The following is a 21,824-nucleotide window of genomic DNA, read 5'->3' on the forward strand; positions in this document are numbered from 1 at the left end:
CCCCTCATGCAACCGCAAACCCTCACCGGGCAGGCATCGTTGGTGACGCCCAGCCGCAAGCGTTTTTTCATCATGGTGCTGTTGTTCATCACCGTGGTGATCAACTACCTGGACCGCAGCAACCTGTCCATCGCTGCCCCGGCATTGACCAGTGACTTGGGCATCGACCCGATCCACGTCGGCCTGATCTTCTCCGCGTTCGGCTGGACCTACGCGGCCATGCAAATCCCCGGCGGCTGGCTGGTGGATCGCGTGCCACCGCGCATCCTTTACAGTGTTGCCTTGCTGCTGTGGTCGGTGGCCACGGTGATGCTCGGCTTCGCTGCCAGCTTCATCGCGCTGTTCGTGTTGCGCATGGCGGTCGGTGCCCTGGAAGCGCCGGCCTATCCGATCAACAGTCGCGTGGTCACCACCTGGTTCCCCGAGCGTGAGCGCGCCACGGCCATTGGTTTCTACACCTCCGGGCAATTCGTCGGCCTGGCATTCCTGACGCCGGTGCTGGCCTGGCTGCAGCACGAATTCGGCTGGCACATGGTGTTCGTCACCACCGGCGCTGTGGGCATTGTGTGGGCGGTGATCTGGTACGCGGTGTATCGCGAGCCGCGGGATTTCAAAGGCGCCAATGACGCGGAAATTGACTTGATCCGCGAGGGCGGCGGGCTGGTGGATATCCAGGCCGAACAGGCCAGGGTCAAAGCCAAATTCAGCTGGACCGACCTGGGGATTGTCCTGACCAAGCGCAAGCTCTGGGGCATTTACCTCGGGCAGTTCTGCCTCAACTCGACACTGTGGTTCTTCCTCACCTGGTTCCCGACCTACCTGGTGAAGTATCGCGGCATGGACTTCATCAAGTCCGGCCTGTTGGCATCGCTGCCGTTTCTCGCCGCGTTTATCGGTGTGCTGTGTTCCGGTTTCTTCTCGGACTTTTTGATCCGTCGCGGTTACACGGTAGGTTTCGCCCGCAAGTTGCCGATCATCAGCGGCCTGCTGATTTCCACCTCGATCATCGGCGCCAACTTTGTCGAGTCGACGCCGTTGGTGATTGCCTTTCTCGCGCTGGCATTCTTCGGCAATGGCCTGGCTTCGATTACCTGGTCGCTGGTATCGACCTTGGCTCCGGCGCGCTTGCTCGGGCTGACCGGCGGTGTGTTCAACTTCATCGGCAACCTGTCGGCGATTGCCACGCCTATCGTGATCGGCTTCCTCGCGACGGGTGATTCTTTTGCCCCGGCGATCACCTACATCTCGGTGCTGGCACTGATTGGCGCACTGTCCTACATCTTGCTGGTGGGCAAGGTCGAGCGTATCAAGTTGTAGTCGTGGCACGCGGGCGACCATAATGCCGCCCGTTCACTCGCTCAACGGTAAAGGCTGGATATGCAGGAAGACGCCCAAAAAATCGCCAAGGACGCCGCGCCGACCGGCACCCAGACCCTGCTTCGCGGGTTGGGTGTGGTCCAGGCCGTGGCCAGCGGCGCCCGGGATCTCAAGGAAATCGCCCGGCTGATCGGCACCACGCGCAGCACCACCCATCGCCTGGCCAGTTGCCTGGTGGACGAGCGTTATCTGCGGGTGGTGCCGCAAGTCGGTTATTTGCTGGGGCCGAAACTGATCGAACTGGGCTTTCAGGCCCGTGAAGAGCTGCCGTTGGTGACCCTGGCCGGGCCGTACCTGGATGAGTTGTCGGCGTTGACCGGCGACACCATTCACCTGGCGATCCGTGAAGGCGACGAAGTGCTGTACCTGCACAAGAATCCGGGGCGCAATGGCCCGGAAATGCGTTCGCGGGTCGGCCATCGCATGCCGTTGGCGCGCACCGGGATCGGCAAGGCGCTGATGCTCGATGATTCACCGCAAGAGTGGCAGCGCCTGTACGAAGTCAGCCTGCCGGTGGGTGGGAAAAACCAGTTCTGGCCGCAGCACCCGGAGCAATCCTGGGAGCAGTTTCAGCAGCGCATGGTCGAGTATGTGGCCGGCGGTTATGCGTTCGACCTGGAAGACAACGAACCGTCGATCCGCTGTGTGGCCGCTCCGATCCGTGATGCCAGCAAGCGCATCGTCGCCGGCATCAGCATTGCCAGTACCGTGCCTTACATGCCGCTGGAAAAAATGGCCGAGCTGATTCCCCTGATCAAAGGGGTCACGGCCCGGCTGTCGGCGGAGCTTGGCTTGAAGGTTTAGATTTTCAAGGTCGCCATGTCGATGACGAAGCGGTACTTCACGTCACCGGCGATCATGCGGGCGTAAGCCTCGTTGATCTGGCGGATGTCGAGCATTTCGATGTCGCAGGTGATGTTGTGTTCGGCGCAGAAATCCAGCACTTCCTGGGTTTCTGCGATGCCGCCGATCAGCGAGCCGGCGAGCACGCGACGCCCCAACACCAGTTTGGCGGCATGTACCGGTGGGTCCACCGGTTCGATCAACCCCACCAGGATATGTACGCCGTCGAATCGCAGCGTATCGAGGTAAGGGTTGAGGTCGTGCTGCACCGGAATGGTGTCGAGCAGGAAATCGAAGTGCCCGGCCGCAGCCTGCATCTGGGCGTCATCGGTGGACACGATCACATGGTCCGCGCCCTGACGACGAGCCTCTTCGGCCTTGCTCGCCGAACGGGTGAACAAGGTCACCTCGGCGCCCATGGCCTTGGCGAACTTGATACCCATGTGGCCCAGGCCGCCCATGCCGAGAATCCCGACCTTGTCACCGGCCTTCACGCCGTAGTGCTTGAGCGGTGAGTAGGTGGTGATGCCGGCGCACAGGATCGGCGCGGCGCTGGCCAGGGGCAGTTTTTCCGGGATACGCACCACAAAGTGCTCGCTGACCACGATGCTGTCGGAGTAGCCGCCCATGGTGTTGCTGCCATCCACGCGGTCCGGGGTGGCGTAGGTCATGGTCGGACCTTCGAGGCAGTATTGCTCGAGGTTGGCCTGGCAGGCTTCGCAGCTGCGGCACGAATCGACCATGCAGCCGACACCGACCAGATCGCCGACTTTATGCTGGGTGACACTCGCACCCACGGCGGTCACCTTGCCTACGATTTCGTGGCCAGGCATCAGCGGGTAAACGGCAATGCCCCACTCGTTGCGGGCCTGATGGATGTCGGAATGGCAGACGCCGCAGTAGAGAATCTCGATGGCAACGTCGTCAGGCCTTGGGCTGCGACGTTCGAATTTCACGGGGGCGAGGGGAGTGGTGGCCGACTGGGCGGCGTATCCGATGGCGGTGTACATGGTGAACCTCGCAAAAAGCGCTGACGGGTGAGGTGGCGCATTCTGGGCGTCGTCCCCTGTACCGGCCATGGCGATTCCTCCGGGTGTCATGCCTATTCCTCCGGCATCCGCCTCTGTTCGAACCCATTGGCAATCAGACCTGCGATGATGCTTTCGTCCCTTAATCCGTGACCTTTTTTGTGACCTTTTTTGTGAAGAGCCCCGATGCTGTTGACCCGTTACCTTGATGCCAATGCCACCCTGGTTTCGCTGATCGAGCCGCTGTCCACTCGCGACGGTTTCGTCCCGACTGCGTTGCCGGGCGTACAGGTTCTGCGGGCCAGTTGCGACGTGGCCCGTGGGCCGCAGATCTATGAGCCGAGCCTGGTGATCATCGCCCAGGGCAGCAAACTGGCGTACCTGGGGCCGCGCACCCTGGAATATGGTGCTGGGCATTACCTGATTCAGGCGCTGCCGGTGCCGTTCGAGTGTGAAACCTTTGCCGCGCCCGGCGGGCCGATGCTGGGTGTTTCCGTCGCGATCGACCGGGTGATGCTGGGCGAGTTGGTGTTGGCGATGGGCCTGGCGCCGGGGCGGCATATTCCGGCGCAAACACCGGAGTCCATGACCTCGGCAGTGCTCGATGACGCCATGCGCGGTTGTGTCGAGCGGCTGCTGCGTTGCCTGCACGATCCGCTGGAATGCCAGATCATGGGGCAAGCGCGTTTGCGTGAGTTGCTGTTCGTCGCTTTGCGCGGTCCGCAAGCCGATGTATTGCGGGCACTGGTTGAGCAGCAGGGGCAGTTCGCCCGGATCGCGGCATCCCTCAGTCATCTGCATGCGCATTACACCGAACCGTTGAATGTCGAGACCCTGGCCAGTTGCGCCAACATGAGTGCGTCGACCTTTCACGAGCATTTCAAGCGCAGCACCTTGTTGTCACCGGTGCAGTACCTGAAACGATTGCGTCTGCTGCGGGCGCAGCAGTTGTTGGTGGGGGAGGGGCTGGGTGTGGCGCAGGTGGCGCATCGGGTGGGGTATCAGAGCACGTCGCAGTTCAGTCGTGAGTACAAGCGGTACTTCGAGCGTAATCCGGGCGACGAGCGCGCAGCCTGACTCACCGAATATCCCACAGGGGGCGGTGGTGCTGCAAGGATTGCAGGCAACAAAAAGGCCCCCGTTTCGGGAGCCTTGATGTTCAGCGGTTCGGCTTACATGTTCGGGTAAGTCGGGCCGCCGGCACCTTCCGGCGCCACCCAGGTGATGTTCTGAGCAGGGTCCTTGATGTCGCAGGTCTTGCAGTGAACGCAGTTCTGGGCGTTGATCTGGAAGCGCTTCTCGCCGTCTTCCTTGGTGATCACTTCATACACGCCGGCCGGGCAGTAACGCTGTGCCGGCTCATCGTACAGCGGCAGGTTCTTGCTGATCGGGATGCTCGCGTCGGCCAGCTTCAGGTGGCACGGCTGTTCTTCTTCGTGGTTGGTACCGGAGATGAACACCGAGCTCAATTTGTCGAAGCTGAGCTTGCCGTCCGGTTTCGGGTAGTCGATCTTCTTGCAGTCGGCCGCGAGCTTGAGGCAAGCGTAATCCGGCTTGGTGTCGTGCAGGGTGAACGGCAGTTTGCCTCCGAAGATGTTCTGGTCGAGCCAGTTGAAGCCGCCGCCGACGATGGCGCCGAACTTGTGGATCGCCGGGCCGAAGTTGCGGCTGGCGAACAGCTCTTCGTAGAGCCAGCTCTTCTTGAACGCGTCCACATAAGTGGTCAGCTCTTCGGTGCCGTCCTTCTCGGCGAACAGCGCCTCGGCCACGGATTCAGCGGCGAGCATGCCGGACTTCATCGCGGTGTGGCTGCCTTTGATCTTTGCAAAGTTCAGGGTACCGAGGTCGCAACCGATCAGCGCGCCGCCCTTGAACACCATTTTCGGCAGCGAGTTCAGGCCGCCCTTGCAGATGGCACGTGCGCCGTAGCTGATGCGCTTGCCGCCTTCCAGGTACTGAGTAAGCACCGGGTGATGCTTGAGACGCTGGAACTCGTCGAACGGCGACAGGTAGGTGTTGCTGTAGGACAGGTCGACGATCAGGCCAACCACGACCTGGTTGTTTTCCAGGTGATAGAGGAACGAGCCACCGGTGTTCTCGGTGCCCATGATGTCCATCGGCCAACCGGCGGTGTGCACTACCAGGCCTGGCTGATGCTTGGCCGGGTCGACTTCCCAGATTTCCTTCAGGCCGATGCCGTAGTGCTGGGCATCAGCGTCAGTGTCCAGGTTGAAGCGCTTGATCAGTTGCTTGCCGATGTGGCCACGGCAACCTTCGGCGAACAGCGTGTACTTGCCACGCAGTTCCATGCCCGGGGTGTACAGGCCTTCCTTCGGGTTGCCTTCGCGGTCAACGCCCAGGTCGCCGGTGATGATCCCGCGAACCACGCCGTTTTCGTCGATCAGCGCTTCCTGAGCGGCGAAGCCAGGGTAGATTTCCACGCCCAGGTTCTCGGCCTGCTGGGCCAGCCAGCGGCACAGGTTGCCCAGGGAGATGATGTAGTTGCCTTCGTTGTGCATGGTCTTGGGCACAAAGAAGTCTGGAATTTTCTGCGCGCTTTCAGCGTTCTTGAGCACGAAGATGTCGTCGCGGGTGACAGGCGTGTTCAGCGGCGCGCCGAGTTCTTTCCAGTTCGGGAACAGTTCGTTCAGGGCCCGTGGTTCGAACACGGCGCCGGACAGAATGTGAGCACCGACTTCGGAGCCTTTTTCGACCACGCAGACGCTGATTTCCTTACCGGCTTCGGCGGCCTTCTGCTTCAAGCGGCAGGCGGCGGAAAGACCAGCGGGGCCGGCACCGACGATGACCACGTCGAATTCCATGTATTCGCGTTCCACAGGTTATCTCCTACTCAAGGCTCAACAGTTTTTTTTCTAATTTGGAAGTCGGGTGTCGCATCCATGAATCCCGGCGCAACGCCGGAAGAGGACAATCGATTGACCACCTTTCTCTTTTGGTGGCGCATTATATCTACACCACTCTCAGCGTCCAATACAAACGTTTGTTTGAATTGGCTCAAAGCCAGAGAAATCAAAGTCACGCGCCTTATGAACGGCCATTTTGGCGTATTGACCGGAATAGGCGTTCCGGTCAAGATACGGGCGGTTTTGCGCTCGCCGTAGGCTGGCTGTTGGTTTCAAGAGCACCTCTAAAGACAGGGCGATGGCAGTAGAGAGTGATGCGCTGCGCGGGTTTGATGTGCAGTTTACACGCCGCGATGTTGAATGACTCGTCAGTCACCACTGACCAACGGTCATCCAGATCATGAGCGATGGTCACTTGACAGCTTTGCCGGCGTTTTTGGAGGTGCCCTTGCGCCCGATGAGCATCAACCGCCAGGTTCGCCTAGGCGACTTTCTTTTCACCGGAGAGTAACGAGGAATCCATGAAGGTTCTTGTAGCTGTCAAACGCGTTGTGGATTACAACGTCAAGGTTCGCGTCAAGGCGGACAATTCCGGCGTCGATCTTGCCAACGTCAAGATGTCGATGAACCCGTTCTGCGAAATCGCCGTGGAAGAAGCCGTACGCCTGAAAGAGAAGGGTGTTGCGACTGAAATCGTCGTCGTCTCCGTAGGCCCGTCCACCGCTCAAGAGCAACTGCGCACTGCGCTGGCTCTGGGTGCCGACCGCGCCATCCTCGTCGAGTCCGCCGAAGACCTGACTTCCCTGGCTGTTGCCAAACTGTTGAAAGCTGTTGTCGACAAGGAACAGCCTCAGCTGGTGATCCTTGGCAAACAGGCCATCGACAGCGACAACAACCAGACTGGCCAGATGCTCGCTGCATTGAGCGGCTACGGTCAGGGCACGTTCGCTTCGAAAGTCGAAATCAGCGGCGACAGCGTAGCTGTGACCCGTGAAATCGACGGCGGCGCGCAGACAGTTTCCCTGAAACTGCCGGCGATCGTCACCACCGACCTGCGTTTGAACGAGCCGCGCTATGCGTCTCTGCCAAACATCATGAAAGCCAAGAAGAAGCCTCTCGAAGTGCTGACTCCGGATGCTTTGGGCGTTTCCACCGCCTCCACCAACAAGACTTTGAAAGTCGAAGCGCCGGCTGCACGCAGCGCGGGTATCAAGGTCAAGTCGGTGGCTGAACTGGTCGAGAAACTGAAAAACGAAGCGAAGGTAATCTAAATGACTATCTTGGTTATTGCTGAACACGACAACAAAGTGCTGGCTCCGGCCACGCTGAACACCGTTGCTGCTGCCGCCAAAATCGGTGGTGACATCCACGTTCTGGTCGCTGGCCAGGGCGCTGGCGCCGTGGCTGAAGCCGCTGCGAAAGTCGCTGGCGTGGCTAAAGTGCTGGTAGCCGATAACGCTGCCTACGCTCACCAGCTGCCGGAAAACGTCGCTCCTCTGGTTGCAGAGCTGGGCAAGGGCTACAGCCACATCCTGGCTGCCGCCACTTCCAACGGCAAAAACATCCTGCCGCGCGTTGCCGCTGCACTGGACGTTGACCAGATCTCCGAGATCATCTCGGTAGAAAGCGCTGACACCTTCAAGCGCCCGATCTACGCCGGTAACGCCATCGCTACCGTTCAGTCGAACGCTGCGGTCAAGGTGATCACCGTGCGTGCCACCGGTTTCGACCCGGTTGCAGCCGAAGGTGGCTCCGCTGCCGTTGAAGCTGTTGGCGCTGCCCACGACGCTGGCATCTCCAGCTTCGTTGGCGAAGAGCTGGCCAAGTCCGATCGTCCGGAACTGACCGCTGCCAAGATCGTCGTTTCCGGCGGTCGCGGCATGCAGAACGGCGACAACTTCAAACACCTGTACGCCCTGGCCGACAAGCTGGGCGCTGCCGTCGGTGCATCGCGCGCCGCGGTCGACGCAGGTTTTGTACCCAACGACATGCAGGTCGGTCAGACTGGCAAGATCGTTGCTCCACAGCTGTACATCGCCGTCGGTATCTCCGGCGCGATCCAGCACCTGGCCGGCATGAAAGACTCCAAAGTGATCGTTGCGATCAACAAGGACGAAGAAGCGCCGATCTTCCAGGTGGCCGATTACGGCCTGGTGGCGGACCTGTTCGAAGCCATCCCTGAGTTGGAGAAGCTGGTCTAATCCGGCTGCTTCACTTATAAAGAGCCCGGCCTTTTGGTCGGGCTTTTTTTTGCTCTTCATTCTGTAGGAGCGAGCTTGCTCGCGATGGACGTTAACGATGACGCGTTGATCCTGGATAAACGCGGTGCCTTTGAATCCATCGCGAGCAAGCTCGCTCCTACAGGGGGCATAACCAGGTATGAGTGGAGTGTGAAGCCATGGATCTGCGCTGTGTGTGGAGCTTGCTGGGATTGACGCTATTGCCGGCGCTGTCTGTCGCCGCAGGCAAATGCGAGCGCCTTGTGGTAACCGGCAGCCCGGACGCACCGCCGTACCTGTGGCAAGACCCGCACAATCCCAAATACCTGATCGGTGCCAGCGCCGATTTGCTGCAGCAAGTGGCGGGGGAGTTGGGGCTCAAGGTCGAACTGCTTTATGCCGGCAAGCGCGCCCAGGCCCTGGACGAAGTGCGCAGCGGGCGCATGGACATGCTGGCGGACGCGACGTTGACCGTCAGCGAGCTGGAGACCCTGGACTACATCCATCCAGCCTTGCTGGAAAACGACTATCTGGTCTGGACTCGCAAGGACTCGACACTGGTCTACAACGAAGCACAGGACCTGCACGGCCATCCCGGTGCCGTGTCGGAAAAGGCCCGAATGACCCCGCAATTCAGCACCTTTGCCGAACAGCAACTGACCCTCACTCGCACGTCCAACCTGACCCAGGCCTTTCAGAAACTGCTGTTGGGCGAGGTCGAGTTTGTACTGGCAGGGCGTTACTCGGGCATGGCGACCGCACAGACACTGGGCATGGCCGCTGACCTGGTCGCGCGCTCGCAACCGGTCGACAAACCTGGCCTGTACCTGGCGATTTCCCATGACTCGGCGTGCAACGATCCGTGGTTGCGCGGACAGTTGGCCAAAAAGATGACAGAATTGCCCGCGTCCGGACTGACGGAGGCCGTGCTGATGCGCAATATCGAGCGATGGAAAGCACAACGCTCACAACCACAGCCAAGCCCCCCGCAACAACCCGTCAGTACCCCAAAACAGTAAGGATTTTCAGTGAGTATTCGACCTCTTTTCGCTGCCGTGGCCTTTGCCGCCCTGGCGGGTTGTGCAACCGATCCTGCGCCGAATGAACAGATTCGCCTGACCGAACAGGCACTCGAACAGGCCAAGGCCGTAGGCGCCACCGCCGACGATGTGCCGGAAATGAAACTGGCCGAAGACAAGTTCAACCGCGCCAAGGGCAACATGACCGATCAATCCTTCAAAAACGCACGCATGCGGGCCGAACAGGCCGAACTCGATGCGCGCCTGGCTGAAGCCAAGGTGTTGACGGCCAAGAGCGAGGAACAGTTGAACGTGCTCAACACCCGCATCGCCCGCCTGCGCAAGCAACTGGGAGATGCCCAATGAACCTCAAGAGCAAAGCCCTCGGCGGTTTGATCCTGGCAGGCTGCGCGAGCCTCTTTGGCTGCGCCAGCCAGCACAGCGAGTCCGCGTTGCAGCAGGCCGGTGCCGACTTTCAGAAGGTCAAGGAAGACTCCAATGTGCTGCGAATCGCCCCCAAGGACGTGATTCGCGCCGGTGAGTCCCTGGCCCGTGCCGATCGCCTGTCCAGCTATTGGGGCAGCGGTTCGGACGTGGTGCATTACGCCTACCTGAGCCAGCGCTACAGCGCCATTGCCCGGGAGCACACCAATCAGGTGCTCAACGAAGAGCAAGCGGCGAAACTCGAACTGGAACGGCAGCGTCTGCAACTGGCATTGCGTGAGTCCAAACTGTTCAGCGTGCAGCAGCAAGGCAAATGGCTCGAGGAGCAGATCCTGGCATTGACGACCAGCCAGACTGACCGCGGTCTGGTGATGACCTTGGGCGACATGCTGTTCGACACCGGCGAAGCGGAATTGAAACCGTCGGCCAACCGTGTGGTGTTGAAGATCGTGCAGTTCCTGCAACTCAACCCCAAGCGAGTGGTGCGGATCGAAGGTTATACGGACAGTACCGGGGGCAAGCAGGAAAACCTCAAGCTGTCCCGCGACCGCGCGCAATCGGTGGCTGACGTGCTGATGGACCTGGGTATCGATGACAAGCGCATCCAGGTCGAGGGTTATGGCGACGAGTATCCGGTGGACGCGAACGCGTCGGAACGGGGCCGGGCGCAGAATCGTCGGGTGGAAATTGTGTTTTCCGACGAAAAGGGCCAGCTCGGCGCTGCCCGCTAAGGGTTGCGTCGCTGGAAAGCCCGGCCTGCCATGCAGTGCCGGGTTTTTTTATGCCTGCCGATTACCGCACAAAACAGTACAGATTTTGCTGACACTGCACTGTACGGTCGACTATTGTGGCAACTGTCCCCGTACACTTCTAAACTGTTCCGGTATTGTTTCACACAAGAATAAAATGCCCGTGAAATCGAGTGCTGCGTCATGACCAATCTTTTGCTCTATCAACGTATTGCTCAACAACTGGCCGAAGACATCCGCCGTGGGGTCTATCAGCCGGGGGAGCGCGTGCCTTCGGTGCGCAAGATGAGCTCGCAGCTCAATGTCAGCCATGCGACGGTATTGCAGGCGTATGCCAATCTCGAGGATCAGGGGCTGATCCGCGCCCGGCCGCAGTCGGGTTACTACGTGCACCAGACGCCGGCACTCACCGCGCCGACGCCGGACATCGCCCGGGTCGAGCGCCCCGGCCTGGTCACCCGCAGCAGCATCATTCAGCAAGTCCTGGTCGAGTCCCGTCGTGAAGGTGTCTTCCCGCTGGGCGCTGCGGTGCCGAGTGTCGACTATTTGCCGGTGCGGGCACTGCATCAGCAATTGGCCAAAGTCACCCGTTTCCATAGCCCGCGGGCCTTCAGCTACATGTTCAGCCCTGGTTTCGAGCCGTTGCGCCGACAGGTGGCGATCCGCATGCGCGATGCCGGCGTGGTGGTCGATCCATCGGAAGTGGTGATCACCCACGGTTGCGTCGATGCGCTGCAGATGTCCTTGCGTGTGCTGACCCGTCCGGGCGATCTGATTGCGGCCGAGTCGCCGACCTATTACGGGTTGCTGCAACTGGCCGACCTGTTGGGGCTCAAGGTCATCGAGATCCCCAGTGATCCAGCCACGGGCATGAGCCTGGAAGCCCTGCAACTGGCGGCCAACCAATGGTCGATCAAGGCGTTGGTGCTGACCACCCGCCTGAGCAATCCGTTGGGCGGCACCATGCCGGAGGAGCGGCAGAAACAATTGCTGCGCCTGGCGTCGGACTTCGATATCCAGATTGTCGAAGACGATATCTACGGTGAGCTGATGTTCGAGCAGGGGCGCACCAAGTCTCTCAAGGCCTATGATCGGCTGGACCGGGTGATCTATTGCTCGAGTTTCTCCAAGACCCTGTCGCCTGGCGTGCGGATCGGCTGGATGATCGCCGGCAAGTATCAGCAGGAAATCCAGCGCTTGCAGACCTTCAGTACGCATTCTGCGTGCAGCGTGACCCAGATGGGCATTGCCGCGTACCTGGAAAATGGCGGGTACGACCGGCATTTGCGCTTCATCCGTCAGGAGTACCGGAAAAACCTCAGTGCCTTCCAATTGGCCGTGCAACAGTATTTCCCTGAAGGCACGCAGATGACCCGACCTACCGGCGGCTTCATTCTGTGGGTCAGTCTGCCGGGGCGGGTCAACACGCAAGAGTTGCACGTGCGAGCATTGCAGCAGGGCATCAGTATCGCGCCGGGACTGATCTTCAGTAATACCGAGCAATTCAATCACTGCATCCGGCTCAATTGCGGCACCCCGTGGAACCGCGAGGCCGAGCGTGCATTGATGACCCTGGGCATGCTGGCCACCCAACTCTGCCAGGAGATGGCTGGCGGTTTGTAACAGGCTGCGACTGCGCTTGTCTTGTGGGCTGCAACAGGCGAGCATATGCATCTCTGCCGTTTGCACCCACCGTTGGATACATGAAACCGACTTTTCCTGCCGCCTGGCTTTTGCTCTGCCTGATTGCGAGTATTCAGCCGGCATCCGTCGTGGCTGCTACCGAGCAGGATCAGACTACCGGCAGTTTCCACGTCGCACCGATAGAAGCCGCACCTGTCAAAAAAGCCTCGGTGGCCGATAAGCAGGCGACGCCCGTGAAAAAGCGTCCGCCCATTGCCTCCAAATCGAAACCGGCCAGCGAGGTGGCAAAGACCGAGCTTCCATCTACCAAACTGGATCTGAGCTTGCCCAAGGATATGGTTCAAGAGCTCAAGCCGGTCGGAACGGTGCCGTTGGTCAGGCGTGAACCGTTGTTACCCCAGATGTTCGGTGAAAAAAGCGGCAACAGCGAGTTCCAGCTCAACGGCCGCCTGCTCAGCAACGAAATGCAGCTGCAACTGCGAAATGAAGAACGCCACGAGGTCGAAGGCGCGGCGCTGGATTTCGAGTTCAAGCAGTAACCCCGTCAGGATCGGCGAGCCGCAGGCCAGACGCTTTGTCGGAGACTGGCCGGTCATGCTCGTTTGCGTTGAAAAACCCGCTCGCAGGTAATTTAAAACAACTGTTTTAACGGGTACTCTGTGCCCCGTCCATTAACACATTGCTCGTCGCGAGGAGCTTGTCGTCATGAAATGCCGTGAGGGCTGTGGCGCTTGTTGCATTGCCCCTTCCATCAGTTCGCCGATTCCCGGTATGCCCAATGGCAAGGCCGCGGGGCAGCGTTGCCTGCAACTTTCCTCCGATAACCTGTGCAGTATTTTCGGCCAGCCGGAACGGCCGGCGGTGTGTTCTGCCTTCGAGGCCGACCCCGAGGTGTGCGGAAACAGCAGCGAAGAAGCCATCCGGTTGATTGGCTGGTGGGAGCAAATGACGGCGGCGTGATGTGTGGGCTTGCACCTGCGATCACCTCCGAAAAACCTGAAGGTGATCGGAGGTGCAAGCCCAACGAACGGAACTTCAACAATAAGGAATAAGACTATGGGTTCGCTGCATCGTATGGCTGTGCTGTGTGGTTTGACGGTTGTGCTGGCTACCTCGACGGCCCAGGCCGAAGACTGGAAGGTCAAGAAAGACGAAGACGGCATCAAGATCTCCCTGAGTGAAGTGGCCGGCTCCGACTACAAGGCCTACCAGGGTGTCACGTTGATGAAGACCACCATGGCCAAGCTGCGTGCATTGCAGGAAGACGTGTCCGGAGCCTGCGCCTGGATTCACGAATGCAAAACCCAGAAGCTGCTCAAGCACGAAGGTGAGCAAAGCTGGACCTACACTCAGTTCAACACCCCGTGGCCGGTTACTCCCCGTGATTCGGTGTTGCACATCACCACCATCGAAGGGGCCGATGGCAGCCTGACCCGCAAGCTCGAAGGCGTGCCGAAATACATTCCTGAAGAAAAAGGCTTCGTCCGGGTCGCCAAGGTCGACGGTTTCTGGAAGTTCGTACCCAAGGGCGACCAGATCGAAGTGACCTATCAGGTGCACACCGAGCCGGGCGGCAGCGTGCCGTCGATGGTGGCCAACAAGTTCGTGGTGGACGCCCCGTTCAATACCTTGAAAGCCCTCAAGGAACGCGCCGAGAAGTAAATGTGTCACTCTTTTGAGGTGACTTCGTGACGCCCCGACTCGATCGGGGCGTTTGCTTTTTTGAACGCTGCTCAGGTTTTAATTTGTTTCCGGATATGCGTTGCACGAAATTTTCACCCACTCTCCAAGACAATTCGCCAGCTCTCCCGTAACGCGCAGCGTATGGCTGAATGCAGGATGAAAGACTCGGGATGAGGGTAGTTATCAATGGCAATGCTGCCGTTGATCGTGCAACATTTGCGCACCGCGCAAACCCCCAGGCCTGGTACGGGCCGAAAAGAGGGCAAGGCGCAGCTGTATTTTTGAAACTTCAACTTCCAATGGGTCCTAAAACGACATGGCAATCCCGGACGCCCTGAGTCAGCAGCGAGCTTCTAGTCGCCTGCTGCAACCGACCGTCAAATCGCATCTGGCCTACACGCTGTTGTGTGCCCTGGTCATGATGGTCATGTTCAGCCTGCTGCGCGTCGCGCTGCTGGCTTACAACAGCTCGATGATCCTCGACACACCGGCCTCGACCTTCCTCGAGGCATTCGCCAACGGTCTGCGTTTCGACCTGCGCCTGGTGGTCTATCTCAGTATTCCGTTGCTGCTGGCCTTGTTCAGCGCCCGGGCCATGGCGGCACGCGGGCTGTTCCGACTCTGGCTGACAGTGGTCTCCAGCATCGCGCTGTTCCTGGGCCTGATGGAGATGGACTTCTATCGTGAATTCCACCAGCGCCTCAACGGCCTGGTCTTCCAGTACGTCAAGGAAGACCCGAAAACCGTGGCCAGCATGCTCTGGTATGGTTTTCCGGTGGTCCGCTATCTGCTGGCGTGGGCTCTGGGTACCGTGATCCTGAGCATGGCATTCAAGGGCGCCGACCGTGCGACCCGCCCTCGTGGCCCGTTCAGTGGCGGCAGCATCGGCACACGCAAGGTCGCGCCGTGGTATGCACGCATTGGCGTGTTCGTGGTTTGCCTGCTGATCTGCGTCGTCGCGGCCCGTGGCACCTTGCGCCAAGGCCCGCCGATGCGCTGGGGTGATGTCTACACCACAGATTCCAACTTCGCCAACCAGTTGGGTCTCAACGGTACGCTTTCTCTGGTCGCCGCCGCCAAGAGCCGGATGTCCGAGGATCGCGACAATATCTGGAAAGCCACGCTGCCACAGCCACAAGCCCAGCAAGTGGTGCGTGACATGCTGGTGATGGCGGATGACAAACTGGTGGATGGCGAGACCGCGGCGGTACGTCGCGATTACACCCCGCCAGCCGACAAGACCTTGCCGATCAAGAACGTCGTCGTGATCCTGATGGAAAGCATGGCCGGTCACTCGGTGGGTGCGCTGGGTGGGCCGGGCAACATCACACCTTACCTCGACAAACTGTCGAAGGAAGGCTTGCTGTTCGACCGCTTCTTCTCCAACGGTACCCATACCCACCAGGGCATGTTCGCCACCATGGCCTGTTTCCCGAACCTGCCTGGCTTCGAATACCTGATGCAGACTCCGGAAGGCAGCCACAAGCTGTCCGGTCTGCCGCAGTTGCTCAGCGCCCGTGACTTCGACGACGTGTATGTCTACAACGGCGATTTCGCCTGGGACAACCAGTCGGGTTTCTTCAGCAACCAGGGCATGACCAACTTCATCGGCCGTAACGATTTCGTGAATCCGGTGTTCTCTGATCCGACCTGGGGCGTGTCCGACCAGGACATGTTCGACCGTGGCCTGGTCGAGCTCAAGGCGCGGGAAAACGGCAAGCCGTTCTATGCCTTGCTGCAAACCCTGTCCAACCACACGCCTTACGCCTTGCCGACGCCATTGCCGGTCGAGCGCGTGACCGATCGTGGCAACCTGAACGAACACCTGACCGCCATGCGTTACTCGGACTGGGCACTGGGCCAGTTCTTTGAAAAGGCCCGCAAGGAGCCGTACTTCAAGGAAACCCTGTTTGTCGTCGTCGGTGACCACGGTTTTGGTAACGAACGGCAGATCACCGAAATGGACCTGGGCCGCTTCAACGTGCCGATGCTGATGATCGCGCCGGGCATCCAGGAAAAGTTCGGCCAGCGTGACCACACCGTGGGCACTCAGATCGACATCGTGCCGACCATCATGGGCCGCATCGGTGGCGAAGTACGTCATCAGTGCTGGGGACGCGACCTGCTCAACCTGCCGGAAGGCGACGCCGGTATTGGTGTGATCAAGCCGTCGGGCAGCGAGCAGACCACGGCCGTCCTCACCGCGGACCAGATTCTGGTCCTGCCGAAGGACAAGGACATGGCGCCGAAGTTGTATCAGTATGAATTGGGTGCCAACCCTCGCGCCGAAGTCATTGCTGATGCGCCGCGTACCGCCGAGTTGAAACTCAAGCTCGAAGCGTTCCTGCAAACAGCGACCAAGAGCCTGCTGGACAACACCGCCGGTGTTGTTGATGGCAAGCCGGACTAAGTTGTGACGCAAGAAAAGAGGCCCTTCAAGGGCCTCTTTTTTTTGCCTGGTGGATATTTATATTCGGCCAAGCAAGAGCAGGATCAACAGCACCACCAATACGACGCCGATGATACCGGACGGGCCGTAACCCCAACTTCTGGAGTGCGGGAAGACCGGTAAACCACCGATCAGTAACAGGATCAGAATGATGATCAGTATTGTGCCCATGTCTATTTCCTTGTCGAAAATGCAGTGGATTGACCATGCCAATCAAGGTCAGCGGGAATGAAGTAAATTCGAGCTGCTTAAAAATTCGGACTCTTGCGCTTGCAGGAAAATTCCAAGTTTTTTTGAAGTATTTCGCACGGGTTCTTATTTTTTGTAGTTGCCTTGATTGCGTCAGACGCTCCCGCAGTTTGCTCGGGCCATTCAGCAATCTGATGGAGCGTGGGTCGGGCAATTTCCTTCGCTACACTCGGTGCATCTTCCAAGAACAACAAGGCTGTCTGCTATGCAAAATCGCATGATGATCACTGGTGCAGGCTCTGGCCTGGGTCGCGAAATCGCGCTGCGCTGGGCGCGTGAAGGCTGGCAACTGGCTTTGTCGGACGTCAGCGAGCCCGGCTTGCAGGAAACCCTCAAGCTGGTCCGCGAAGCGGGCGGCGATGGTTTCATCCAGCGCTGCGACGTACGCGATTACAGCCAGTTGACAGCGTTCGCCCAGGCCTGCGAGGTCAAACTCGGCGGCATCGATGTCATCGTCAATAACGCGGGTGTAGCGTCTGGCGGGTTCTTCAGTGAGTTGTCCCTGGAGGACTGGGACTGGCAGATCGCGATCAACCTGATGGGCGTGGTCAAGGGCTGCAAGGCTTTCCTGCCACTGCTGGAAAAAAGCAAAGGCAAGATCATCAACATCGCGTCCATGGCCGCGCTGATGCAAGGCCCGGCGATGAGCAACTACAACGTGGCCAAGGCGGGCGTGGTGGCGTTGTCCGAAAGCCTGCTGATCGAGCTGGCGCATCAGGAAGTCGGCGTGCATGTGGTGTGTCCGTCGTTCTTCCAGACCAACCTGCTGGACTCCTTCCGTGGCCCGACCCCGGCCATGAAAGCCCAGGTCGGCAAGTTGCTGGAAAGCTCGCCCATCAGCGCCGCCGACATCGCCGACTACATCTATCAGCAGGTCGCCGCCGGCGAGTTCATGATTCTGCCCCACGAACAGGGCCGCATGGCCTGGGCGATCAAGCAGAAGAACCCGCAATTGCTCTACAACGAAATGACCGCCATGGCCGACAAAATGCGCGCCAAGGCCAGGCAATCCGCAAGCTGATCTTGCCCGCAGGCAACGCTGTGGTTAGGGTGGCCGCCATCGGCCATCCTCGCGAGACGCTTGCATGCTTAATTACCTGTGGTTTTTCGTCGCCGCACTGTTCGAAATTGCCGGTTGCTTTGCTTTCTGGATGTGGCTGCGCCAGGGTAAAAGCATATGGTGGGTGGTGCCGGCGCTCCTGAGTCTGACCCTGTTCGCCCTGCTGCTGACCCGGATCGAAGCCACCTACGCCGGCCGCGCCTACGCCGCTTACGGTGGCATCTACATCGTTGCCTCAATCGGCTGGCTGGCCGTGGTCGAGCGGATTCGTCCGCTGGGTTCGGACTGGCTCGGCGTGGCGCTGTGCGTGATCGGCGCGAGCATCATCCTGTTCGGGCCGCGATTCTCCGCGTCCTGACAGATCGGCCCTACAATCAACCGATCTGTCAGACCTTTCCGTAAGTGGTGTGCGTCAAGGGCTGTCAGTCCGGTCTGGTTTGCTGTCGGAGCATTGTAGGCGTACCGCGGGCCGGGCATCTTCAAGGGCCAGAAACCCCTGAAGGACACTCCTCATGCTCGTACTCACTCGCGTTGTGGGCGAAACCATTTCCATCGGTGACAACATTTCCGTGCGCGTTCTCGCGATCAACGGAAACAACATCCGCTTTGGCGTTGAGGCGCCTCAGGACGTCAATGTGCACCGCTGTGAAATCTACGAACGCATCCAGAACAAACTGGCGAAAACCAAGGGACGCTGAAGACTTCAGTCGAACAGATGCTTGGGCACATCGTGCTTGAGCATCAGTTGGCACTGCTCGCTTTCCGGGTCGAAGACAATCAGTGCCTGACCCTTGGTCAAGGCCTGGCGCACGCGCAATACGCGGGTTTCCAGGGGGGTGTCGTCACCATTGTCCGTGCCGTCGCGGGTCACGAAATCCTCGATCAGGCGGGTGAGGGTGTCGACTTGAAGTTGGTCGTGGGGGATCAGCATAGGCACCTCGGTTGGATCAATGGCGCGATGCTACGGCGAATGACCGGTATCGGCTAGCCTGGGGTTTGATGTCGTCTGCTCTGACGCCATCGCGAGCAAGCTCGCTCCCACAGGGGACCGGGTTCTTTCATGGGAATGCGGTCGAGTGTGGGAGCGAGCTTGCTCACGATAGCGGTTTACCAGGCAATGAAGATCCTGGATCAGCTCTCCGACCGCTGCCCCACCAGGCTGTCCACCGACGGCACCCGTGTATCGCTTTCCATCTGTGTGTCATGTTCGAGCTGATGGCTGAAGCGGTCCAGTGAGCCCTTGGCCGGTTGTGCATCGCTGGCAAACACGGGCGGGCTGAGGATGTACGCACCGAGCAGGCGGCTCAGGGCGGCGAGGCTGTCGATGTGGGTGCGCTCGTAACCGTGGGTGGCATCGCAGCCGAAGGCGAGCAGGGCGGTGCGAATGTCGTGGCCGGCGGTCACCGCTGAATGGGCGTCGCTGAAGTAGTAGCGGAACAGGTCCCGGCGTGCCGGCAACTCGTTGTCGCTGGCCAAGCGCAGGAGGTGGCGCGACAGGTGATAGTCATACGGCCCGCCGGAATCCTGCATAGCGATGCTCACTGCGTGCTCGCTGGAATGTTGGCCAGGCGCGACCGGTGCGATGTCGATGCCGACGAACTCACTGACGTCCCAGGGCAACGCCGCCGCCGCGCCGCTGCCGGTTTCTTCGGTGATGGTGAACAGTGGATGGCAGTCGATCATCAGCTCTTCACCACTGTCGACAATGGCCTTGAGCGCCGCCAGCAGTGCGGCCACCCCGGCCTTGTCGTCGAGGTGACGGGCGCTGATGTGGCCGCTTTCGGTGAACTCCGGCAGCGGGTCGAAGGCGACGAAATCGCCGACGCTGATGCCCAGCGACTCGCAGTCGGCACGGGTGGCGCAGTAGGCGTCCAGACGCAATTCGATGTGATCCCAACTGATCGGCATCTCATCCACGGCGGTATTGAATGCGTGCCCGGAAGCCATCAGCGGCAAGACGCTGCCGCGGATCACGCCATTGTCGGTAAACAGGCTGACCCGGCTGCCCTCGGCAAAGCGGCTGGACCAGCAGCCGACGGGCGCGAGGGTCAGACGGCCGTTGTCCTTTACTGCACGCACCGCCGCGCCGATGGTGTCCAGATGGGCGGAAACGGCGCGGTCGGGGCTGTTCTTCTTGCCCTTGAGCGTGGCGCGGATGGTGCCGCGACGGGTCAGCTCGAAGGGAATGCCCAGTTCTTCAAGACGTTCGGCGACGTAGCGCACGATGGTGTCGGTGAACCCGGTGGGGCTGGGAATGGCGAGCATTTCCAGCAGCACTTTTTGCAGATAGCCGAGGTCCGGTTCGGGGATTTTGCTGGTCATGGAAACTCCTGATTGGTTATCGCCTGTACGGCCGCCTTCGCGAGCAGGCTCGCTCCTACAGGGGGAACGCGATCAAAGGTGGGAGCGAGCTTGCTCGCGATGGCATCAGCCCAGCCAACACATGGCTAAGAGACCACCGGCTGACTGTACGGAAACAACAGATCCACAAACCGCTCCGCCGTCGGCTGCGGTTCGTGGTTGGCCAGCCCGGCCCGTTCGTTGGCTTCGATAAACACATAGTCCGGCTGGTCAGCGGCGGACACCATCAAGTCGAGGCCGACCATGGGAATGTCCAGCGCCCGAGCCGCGCGGACGGCGGCGTCCACCAGCGTCGGGTGCAGGATCGCCGTGACATCCTCAAGCACGCCGCCGGTATGAAGATTCGCCGTGCGCCGTACGAACAGGTGCTCACCGGCCGGCAGAATGCTGTTGTAGTCGTATCCGGCGGCACGCAAGGTGCGCAGGGTTTCCTGGTCCTGCGGGATCTTGCTTTCGCCGCCCGTGGCCGCGTGTCGCCGTCGGCTCTGGGCTTCGATCAATGCACCGATGGAGTGTTGGCCGTCGCCGACCACTTCGGCTGGCCGGCGAATGGCGGCGGCGACCACTTCAAAACCGATCACCACAATGCGCAGGTCCAGGCCCTCGTGGAAACTTTCCAGCAGCACGCGGCTGTCGAAGTGGCGAGCGGCTTCTATGGCTTGCTGCACTTCCTCTATGGTGCGCAAATCCACCGCCACCCCTTGGCCCTGTTCACCATCCAGTGGCTTGACCACCACGCGCTGGTGTTCATCGAGGAAGGCCAGATTGTCATCGGCGTTACCCGCCAGTTGCTGCGCCGGCAGGTTCAACCCTGCTGCCTTGAGCACTTTGTGGGTCAGGCTTTTGTCCTGGCACAGGGTCATGCTGACGGCGCTGGTCAGGTCGCTCAGGGATTCACGGCAGCGTACCCGGCGCCCGCCATGGCTGAGGGTGAACATCCCGGCGTCGGCGTCATCGACGTGCACATCGATGCCACGACGGTGTGCTTCTTCGACAATGATCCGCGCGTAGGGGTTGAACGCGGCTTCCGGGCCGGGCCCGAGAAACAGTGGCTGATTGATGCCGTTCTTGCGCTTGATGGCGAAGGTCGTCAGGTTGCGAAACCCGAGCTTGGCGTAAAGGTTTTTCGCCTGGCGGTTGTCGTGCAGCACCGACAGGTCGAGGCAGGCGAGCCCGCGACTCATGAAGTGTTCGATCAAATGCCGCACCAGCACTTCACCGACACCCGGCCGCGCACAATGCGGGTCGACCGCCAGGCACCACAGGCTGCTGCCGTTTTCCGGGTCGTTGAAGGCCTTGTGGTGGTTGAGGCCCATGACGCTGCCGATGACCGCGCCGCTGTCCTCGTCTTCGGCCAGCCAGTACACCGGGCCGCCCAGATGGCGCGGCGTCAGCAGGGTGGCATCGATCGGCAACATGCCGCGGGCCTGATACAGCTGATTGATCGCCTGCCAGTCGGCATCGCTTTGCGCGCGTCGAATGCGGAAACCGCGAAACACCCGGGTCGCCTGACGGTAGTCGCTGAACCACAGGCGCAAGGTATCGGACGGGTCGAGGAACAGCTGCGTCGGCTCCAGCCCCAGTACTTGCTGGGGCGCGGCGACGTACAGGGCAATGTCCCGCTCGCCGGGCTGCTCGTTGAGCAACTCCCCGGCCAGGCTCGCGGCATCGGCAAAGGTGTGGCCGATCAGCAAGCGTCCCCAGCCGCAATGCACGGCAATCGGCGCCCCGCCGAGTTCACTGCCATCCTCGGCCAGACGTGCCTGCAAGCGTTCGTAGGAGGGCGACTGGCCGCGCAACAGGCGTTGGCTGAAAGCCGTGGCGTGAGGTTTCAT

22 protein-coding genes are annotated in these 21,824 nt (G+C 60.3%); 16 read left to right on the plus strand and 6 right to left on the minus strand.

Translation table 11 applies throughout. From position 1 onward, the window contains the following. Positions 1 to 6: 6 nt before the first annotated feature. Entirely contained in the window at positions 7 to 1,317 is a 1,311-nt protein-coding gene (locus KGB20_RS13500) for an MFS transporter (protein WP_223532496.1), read from the plus strand. A 60-nt stretch (positions 1,318 to 1,377) separates the two neighbouring features. Then, positions 1,378 to 2,181, plus strand: coding sequence for an IclR family transcriptional regulator (locus KGB20_RS13505; protein ID WP_223532498.1), 804 nt, complete (start codon positions 1,378 to 1,380; stop codon positions 2,179 to 2,181). On the opposite strand, the gene KGB20_RS13510 is transcribed toward KGB20_RS13505, so the two are convergent. Beyond that, positions 2,178 to 3,230, minus strand: a complete 1,053-nt coding sequence (locus KGB20_RS13510; protein ID WP_223532500.1) for an NAD(P)-dependent alcohol dehydrogenase — start codon at positions 3,228 to 3,230, stop codon at positions 2,178 to 2,180. The two genes, KGB20_RS13505 and KGB20_RS13510, sit on opposite strands and share 4 nt — an antisense overlap. A 204-nt stretch (positions 3,231 to 3,434) precedes the next feature. On the opposite strand from KGB20_RS13510, the gene KGB20_RS13515 reads away from it, so the two are divergent. Then, a complete protein-coding gene (locus KGB20_RS13515) occupies positions 3,435 to 4,325 on the plus strand; it encodes an AraC family transcriptional regulator (protein WP_223532502.1) in 891 nt (296 codons plus the stop codon). A gap of 95 nt (positions 4,326 to 4,420) precedes the next feature. On the opposite strand, the gene KGB20_RS13520 is transcribed toward KGB20_RS13515, so the two are convergent. Then, positions 4,421 to 6,085 carry an electron transfer flavoprotein-ubiquinone oxidoreductase gene (locus KGB20_RS13520; protein ID WP_223532504.1) on the minus strand — a complete coding sequence of 555 codons (1,665 nt, stop codon included), beginning with the start codon at positions 6,083 to 6,085 and terminating at the stop codon, positions 4,421 to 4,423. 548 nt (positions 6,086 to 6,633) lie between these two features. Between KGB20_RS13520 and KGB20_RS13525 the strand changes: the two genes are divergently transcribed. From KGB20_RS13525 to KGB20_RS13570, 10 genes are all read left to right on the plus strand, one after another. Beyond that, positions 6,634 to 7,383, plus strand: a complete 750-nt coding sequence (locus KGB20_RS13525) for an electron transfer flavoprotein subunit beta/FixA family protein (protein ID WP_015093946.1) — start codon at positions 6,634 to 6,636, stop codon at positions 7,381 to 7,383. Continuing rightward, a complete protein-coding gene (locus KGB20_RS13530; protein ID WP_008004325.1) occupies positions 7,384 to 8,313 on the plus strand; it encodes an electron transfer flavoprotein subunit alpha/FixB family protein in 930 nt (309 codons plus the stop codon). Between the two features lie 197 nt (positions 8,314 to 8,510). Beyond that, complete coding sequence (locus tag KGB20_RS13535) at positions 8,511 to 9,350, plus strand: substrate-binding periplasmic protein (RefSeq protein WP_154910863.1); 840 nt, start codon at positions 8,511 to 8,513, stop codon at positions 9,348 to 9,350. A gap of 9 nt (positions 9,351 to 9,359) precedes the next feature. Then, entirely contained in the window at positions 9,360 to 9,716 is a 357-nt protein-coding gene (locus KGB20_RS13540) for a DUF4398 domain-containing protein (RefSeq protein ID WP_056727192.1), read from the plus strand. Further along, a complete protein-coding gene (locus KGB20_RS13545) occupies positions 9,713 to 10,525 on the plus strand; it encodes an OmpA family protein (protein WP_223532506.1) in 813 nt (270 codons plus the stop codon). Before KGB20_RS13540 ends, KGB20_RS13545 begins: the two co-directional genes overlap by 4 nt. Before the next feature lie 201 nt (positions 10,526 to 10,726). Beyond that, positions 10,727 to 12,166, plus strand: coding sequence for a PLP-dependent aminotransferase family protein (locus KGB20_RS13550; RefSeq protein WP_007973699.1), 1,440 nt, complete (start codon positions 10,727 to 10,729; stop codon positions 12,164 to 12,166). An 80-nt stretch (positions 12,167 to 12,246) separates the two neighbouring features. Then, positions 12,247 to 12,726, plus strand: coding sequence for a translation initiation factor 2 (locus tag KGB20_RS13555; protein WP_223532508.1), 480 nt, complete (start codon positions 12,247 to 12,249; stop codon positions 12,724 to 12,726). Positions 12,727 to 12,892: 166 nt separating this feature from the next. Continuing rightward, positions 12,893 to 13,147, plus strand: a complete 255-nt coding sequence (locus tag KGB20_RS13560; protein ID WP_057713744.1) for a YkgJ family cysteine cluster protein — start codon at positions 12,893 to 12,895, stop codon at positions 13,145 to 13,147. Positions 13,148 to 13,243: 96 nt separating this feature from the next. Beyond that, positions 13,244 to 13,849, plus strand: a complete 606-nt coding sequence (locus KGB20_RS13565; RefSeq protein WP_150812228.1) for an START domain-containing protein — start codon at positions 13,244 to 13,246, stop codon at positions 13,847 to 13,849. A 337-nt stretch (positions 13,850 to 14,186) separates the two neighbouring features. After that, entirely contained in the window at positions 14,187 to 16,280 is a 2,094-nt protein-coding gene (locus KGB20_RS13570) for an LTA synthase family protein (RefSeq protein ID WP_150812229.1), read from the plus strand. Positions 16,281 to 16,337: 57 nt separating this feature from the next. Here KGB20_RS13570 and KGB20_RS13575 read toward each other — a convergent pair whose 3' ends face one another. Further along, entirely contained in the window at positions 16,338 to 16,496 is a 159-nt protein-coding gene (locus KGB20_RS13575; protein ID WP_172435350.1) for a DUF3309 family protein, read from the minus strand. Positions 16,497 to 16,773: 277 nt separating this feature from the next. Here KGB20_RS13575 and KGB20_RS13580 point away from each other — a divergent pair, with 277 nt between their 5' ends. The 3 genes from KGB20_RS13580 (at position 16,774) to csrA (ending at position 18,326) form a co-directional block, all read left to right on the plus strand. Continuing rightward, positions 16,774 to 17,589 (plus strand): SDR family oxidoreductase, encoded by an 816-nt coding sequence (locus tag KGB20_RS13580; RefSeq protein ID WP_057713747.1) that lies wholly within the window; start codon positions 16,774 to 16,776, stop codon positions 17,587 to 17,589. A 64-nt stretch (positions 17,590 to 17,653) separates the two neighbouring features. After that, positions 17,654 to 17,986, plus strand: coding sequence for a YnfA family protein (locus KGB20_RS13585; RefSeq protein WP_223532510.1), 333 nt, complete (start codon positions 17,654 to 17,656; stop codon positions 17,984 to 17,986). A gap of 154 nt (positions 17,987 to 18,140) precedes the next feature. Next, positions 18,141 to 18,326 (plus strand): carbon storage regulator CsrA, encoded by a 186-nt coding sequence (csrA, locus tag KGB20_RS13590; protein WP_154860296.1) that lies wholly within the window; start codon positions 18,141 to 18,143, stop codon positions 18,324 to 18,326. A 5-nt stretch (positions 18,327 to 18,331) separates the two neighbouring features. Here the strand turns inward: csrA and KGB20_RS13595 are convergent, their stop codons facing one another. The 3 genes from KGB20_RS13595 to ngg all read right to left on the minus strand — a co-directional run bounded on the left by KGB20_RS13595 (position 18,332) and on the right by ngg (position 21,824). Further along, the gene (locus tag KGB20_RS13595; RefSeq protein WP_056727184.1) at positions 18,332 to 18,559 is read right to left on the minus strand and encodes a YheU family protein; all 228 of its coding nucleotides are present in this window, start codon (positions 18,557 to 18,559) and stop codon (positions 18,332 to 18,334) included. A gap of 200 nt (positions 18,560 to 18,759) precedes the next feature. Continuing rightward, complete coding sequence (locus tag KGB20_RS13600; RefSeq protein WP_007973683.1) at positions 18,760 to 19,950, minus strand: osmoprotectant NAGGN system M42 family peptidase; 1,191 nt, start codon at positions 19,948 to 19,950, stop codon at positions 18,760 to 18,762. A gap of 125 nt (positions 19,951 to 20,075) precedes the next feature. Continuing rightward, positions 20,076 to 21,824 (minus strand): N-acetylglutaminylglutamine synthetase, encoded by a 1,749-nt coding sequence (gene ngg, locus KGB20_RS13605; protein WP_223532512.1) that lies wholly within the window; start codon positions 21,822 to 21,824, stop codon positions 20,076 to 20,078.

It is taken from the genome of Pseudomonas sp. BF-R-30 (genome assembly GCF_019956175.1).
Classification (GTDB): Bacteria; Pseudomonadota; Gammaproteobacteria; order Pseudomonadales; family Pseudomonadaceae; genus Aquipseudomonas; species Aquipseudomonas jessenii.

What these genes read in the sequence shown, in the direction of transcription:
- KGB20_RS13500 (WP_223532496.1), top strand. Translation starts at nt 7, where the DNA reads ATGCAACCGCAAACCCTCACCGGGCAGGCATCGTTGGTGACGCCCAGC.
- KGB20_RS13505 (WP_223532498.1), top strand. Translation starts at nt 1,378, where the DNA reads ATGCAGGAAGACGCCCAAAAAATCGCCAAGGACGCCGCGCCGACCGGC.
- KGB20_RS13525 (WP_015093946.1), top strand. Translation starts at nt 6,634, where the DNA reads ATGAAGGTTCTTGTAGCTGTCAAACGCGTTGTGGATTACAACGTCAAG.
- KGB20_RS13570 (WP_150812229.1), top strand. Translation starts at nt 14,187, where the DNA reads ATGGCAATCCCGGACGCCCTGAGTCAGCAGCGAGCTTCTAGTCGCCTG.
- KGB20_RS13565 (WP_150812228.1), top strand. Translation starts at nt 13,244, where the DNA reads ATGGGTTCGCTGCATCGTATGGCTGTGCTGTGTGGTTTGACGGTTGTG.
- csrA (WP_154860296.1), top strand. Translation starts at nt 18,141, where the DNA reads ATGCTCGTACTCACTCGCGTTGTGGGCGAAACCATTTCCATCGGTGAC.
- KGB20_RS13535 (WP_154910863.1), top strand. Translation starts at nt 8,511, where the DNA reads ATGGATCTGCGCTGTGTGTGGAGCTTGCTGGGATTGACGCTATTGCCG.
- KGB20_RS13515 (WP_223532502.1), top strand. Translation starts at nt 3,435, where the DNA reads ATGCTGTTGACCCGTTACCTTGATGCCAATGCCACCCTGGTTTCGCTG.
- KGB20_RS13585 (WP_223532510.1), top strand. Translation starts at nt 17,654, where the DNA reads ATGCTTAATTACCTGTGGTTTTTCGTCGCCGCACTGTTCGAAATTGCC.
- KGB20_RS13510 (WP_223532500.1), bottom strand. Translation starts at nt 3,230, where the DNA reads ATGTACACCGCCATCGGATACGCCGCCCAGTCGGCCACCACTCCCCTC.
- KGB20_RS13555 (WP_223532508.1), top strand. Translation starts at nt 12,247, where the DNA reads ATGAAACCGACTTTTCCTGCCGCCTGGCTTTTGCTCTGCCTGATTGCG.
- KGB20_RS13530 (WP_008004325.1), top strand. Translation starts at nt 7,384, where the DNA reads ATGACTATCTTGGTTATTGCTGAACACGACAACAAAGTGCTGGCTCCG.
- KGB20_RS13595 (WP_056727184.1), bottom strand. Translation starts at nt 18,559, where the DNA reads ATGCTGATCCCCCACGACCAACTTCAAGTCGACACCCTCACCCGCCTG.
- KGB20_RS13550 (WP_007973699.1), top strand. Translation starts at nt 10,727, where the DNA reads ATGACCAATCTTTTGCTCTATCAACGTATTGCTCAACAACTGGCCGAA.
- KGB20_RS13600 (WP_007973683.1), bottom strand. Translation starts at nt 19,950, where the DNA reads ATGACCAGCAAAATCCCCGAACCGGACCTCGGCTATCTGCAAAAAGTG.
- KGB20_RS13580 (WP_057713747.1), top strand. Translation starts at nt 16,774, where the DNA reads ATGCAAAATCGCATGATGATCACTGGTGCAGGCTCTGGCCTGGGTCGC.
- KGB20_RS13560 (WP_057713744.1), top strand. Translation starts at nt 12,893, where the DNA reads ATGAAATGCCGTGAGGGCTGTGGCGCTTGTTGCATTGCCCCTTCCATC.
- KGB20_RS13545 (WP_223532506.1), top strand. Translation starts at nt 9,713, where the DNA reads ATGAACCTCAAGAGCAAAGCCCTCGGCGGTTTGATCCTGGCAGGCTGC.
- ngg (WP_223532512.1), bottom strand. Translation starts at nt 21,824, where the DNA reads ATGAAACCTCACGCCACGGCTTTCAGCCAACGCCTGTTGCGCGGCCAG.